The 2839-nt window shown below is 62.5% G+C and carries 3 protein-coding genes and 2 pseudogenes; 3 read left to right on the forward strand and 2 right to left on the reverse strand.

Annotated features, from left to right (window positions below; translation table 11 throughout):
- Both ACLP9N_RS01825 and ACLP9N_RS01830 read right to left on the reverse strand, forming a co-directional pair.
- Positions 1–293, reverse strand: a pseudogene (locus tag ACLP9N_RS01825) (TauD/TfdA family dioxygenase); the annotation flags it as partial.
- A 96-nt stretch (positions 294–389) separates the two neighbouring features.
- A complete protein-coding gene (locus ACLP9N_RS01830; protein ID WP_442405803.1) occupies positions 390–980 on the reverse strand; it encodes a TetR/AcrR family transcriptional regulator in 591 nt (196 codons plus the stop codon).
- A gap of 136 nt (positions 981–1116) precedes the next feature.
- Here ACLP9N_RS01830 and ACLP9N_RS01835 point away from each other — a divergent pair.
- From ACLP9N_RS01835 to ACLP9N_RS01845, 3 genes and pseudogenes are all read left to right on the forward strand, one after another.
- A pseudogene (locus tag ACLP9N_RS01835) lies at positions 1117–1290 on the forward strand (GMC oxidoreductase); the annotation flags it as partial.
- A gap of 138 nt (positions 1291–1428) precedes the next feature.
- Entirely contained in the window at positions 1429–1755 is a 327-nt protein-coding gene (locus ACLP9N_RS01840) for an N-terminal phage integrase SAM-like domain-containing protein (protein WP_442405804.1), read from the forward strand.
- Positions 1756–2099: 344 nt separating this feature from the next.
- A complete protein-coding gene (locus ACLP9N_RS01845) occupies positions 2100–2420 on the forward strand; it encodes a tyrosine-type recombinase/integrase (RefSeq protein ID WP_442405805.1) in 321 nt (106 codons plus the stop codon).
- Positions 2421–2839 lie beyond the last annotated feature (419 nt).

A 2839-nucleotide genomic window follows, 5' to 3' on the forward strand; every position in this document is an offset into this window, starting at 1 on the left:
CCCTGCCGGAAGGACGCCAACAGGGCGTTGGTCTTGGTCGGGTCCAGCGTGATGGTCTGGATCTCCGGGTACTTGTGCTCGCCTGTCGGTTGGACGACCAGGGTGCCCATCATGCGACTCAAGGCGACGAGGTCGTCGTCGTCGATGTTGATCTCGCGGTAGACCACGACGCCGTATCGGTCGAGGTCCTCCTGGGCTTTCCGGGCACCATCCGGTGTGGCAAGTTCGCGAACAGTCAGCCCGGTGATTTCGAGACCCAGGGCGGGAGTGATCGGACAGGAAGTTCCAGGCATGTCGACCTCCGGGTAGAGTTTGGCGATTTGTACAAGAACATCATATCCGCTGGCAGAGCGCAACCTCCAGGGCGGAACTGGCGTCGCAACTGCCAATCAGTCGTCGAATTCGGTGACTTCGGGTTCGACGCGATTCAAGAAACGCTCCACCAGCGCGAGGGTCTCCGCGTGACCGGTGAAGGTGCCCAACCCCTCTTCCAGGTGGACCATCCGCGGGATGGCTCCCAGCAGGAAGACCAACGCCGGCGGGGGTAACTCATCCTCATCGAGCCCATAGGCAGGCCAGCGTCCGGTAACCGCCTCCACCACGGCACGGCGGACCCGCTCACCGCCTTCGCCGATGATGTCGCCGACGACCGGACGATGATTGGCCAGGGCCACGAACTCCATCAACAGCGCCGTGCCGCTCCGGTTATTGGCGTACTCCCACACCGCACGAAGCGGATATTTCGAGCGGGCCGCCGCCTCCAGGCCGTCGATCACCCGGTCGGTGCCACGGCGAAGCACCGCGACGAAGAGCTCGTCCAGCGAGGGAAAGTAGTACTGGACCAAGCCGGCGGCCACCCCCGCCTTCGCGGCGACGCTGCGGTAGGTGACTGAGCCGTAGCCCTCCTGAAGCATGAGCCGCTCCGTGGCGGCCAGGATCGCCTGTAGCTTCTCGGTTCGGCGTGCGCCCGCAGACGTCATTTGCCCATCTTGCTACCGGCGACACCCGAGCGGACGAACCCGGCGCGCTTCGGTGTGCCACCCCACCAGAGCCATCACTGTACGATCGTATAGCCCGTGCCAGAGGATCTTGTTCGAAGGAATGCAGCATGACCGTGCCATGGGACCCCGCGAGGAGGATGCGGTCGGCAGCGAGCTGAAGGTCCGCGGGATCGAGCACCTGCGCGTCGTGGACTGCTCGGTGATGCCGACCATGGTGGCCGGAAACCTAAACGGTCCGATCATGGCAATGGCATGGCGTGCAGCCGGCCTCATCGGCCGGGACCGGTAACCGCACTGCGTTTGATGCAGCGCCTACACCGAAAAGGTCCCGGGAACCTCGAGCCGGGAGTGGCTGCGGAAACATCAACGACTTGACGAACTGGGGAAAATCGGTGATCAGCAGCGACGCGGGATACCCTATGCGACAATGACGTTAACTGTCGCGGAGTACATGAGCTACTGGCTCGAGCACATCGCAGAACCGAGCATCCGCCGCACGACGTACGCGACCTATGAAGGCGATGTGCGGCTGCACATTGTGCCGGGCATCGGCAACCGGAAGTTGAAGTCTTTGCAGGCAGCGCATATCCGCGCTTGGCTCACCGGGCTGCAGACGCGGTGCCAATGCTGCATGCAGGTCAAGGACGCTGCGCGGGCAGCACGTCGAAGGCGCGGCGTTGTGCTCTGGCTACGCCTCAATGCTGCAATGATGTGCTGTCGGCGAGCTCGATCCGACAAATCCTGCGCGTTCTGAGGGCTGCTCTACAGGATGCGGTGGACGAGAAAAGCTGAGCAGCAACGTCGCTCGGCTCGTACAGCTACGCGTCACCGACGATCGGAAGGCGCGCTCGTTCACTCGGGCCGAGGCGCTTCGCTTCCTAAAGACCGCAGAACCGAACGACTGAACGCATTGTGGGCGGTCGCGCTGTCAATGGGGTTGGGGCGAGGTGAGGCGCTTGGGCTCGAATGGTCGGACCTGGACCTCGACCGGGGGCGAATCACGATCAGGCGAGCACTACACCGGGTGGACGGGCAGTTGAAATTTGAGCACGTCAAAACCGAAGGTTCGGTGGCGGTTCTCCCACTGCCCGGCCATTGGTGCCGATTCTGGTGAACCATCGCCGGCGGCAACTCGAGGAGCGGCTGGCTGCAGGCTCGTCATGGCGTGAGACGGGTTTGGTGTTCACGACGGCAAAAGGCGGCGGGACAGAACCCCGCGATGTCAACCGCATGTTCCACCGGTTGTGCGAGAAAGCCGACGTGCCTCAGCTCAGAGTTCACGACCTCCGCCACTCCTGCGCGACGCTGCTGTTCACCATGGGCGTCCAGCCTGCGACGGTCCAGAAGATTCCTCGCCACAGCTCGATCACGGTGACGACAGGGACCTATGTCGAAGTTATCGAGGCTGTCCAACGTTGACGCCTTCGACTCGATGGGCTCGCTGTTCGGTTCGAGCGGCATCGACGCCGGCGAAACTGGATAGATCGCCGTCAAATTTGTCGTCAACGGGCTGTCGCGCCTTCGCCGAATCACCATTTCTCCTGGTGGAGCTAGGGGGACTCGAACCCCTGCTTTGACCAGGCAAAATACCATCCTACCTGCGGTTTCGGTCCGTCTCGTTCCGATTAACTCCCGCTCGTTACCTGCGGTTTCATTCTCGGCTCTTGACGGCGTCAAGAGCGGTCACTTACATGACGCGGTGGGCCGATCACGCGGTAATCCGCCAACTCGACGTGCTAGATGAAGTGAGACTCAGCCGCGTTGGGAAAAACCTCAGGTGTTGCGGCCGCCGTTGACGCCGATGATCTGTCCAGTGATGTAGCTGGCGTCCTCGGAGA

Origin of the sequence: Mycobacterium sp., from assembly GCF_052144515.1 — a bacterium.
Lineage (GTDB): Bacteria > Actinomycetota > Actinomycetes > Mycobacteriales > Mycobacteriaceae > Mycobacterium.

Excerpts from the sequence above, each read along its gene's own strand:
- ACLP9N_RS01830 (WP_442405803.1), bottom strand. The coding sequence starts at position 980 with ATGACGTCTGCGGGCGCACGCCGAACCGAGAAGCTACAGGCGATCCTG.
- ACLP9N_RS01840 (WP_442405804.1), top strand. The coding sequence starts at position 1,429 with ATGACGTTAACTGTCGCGGAGTACATGAGCTACTGGCTCGAGCACATC.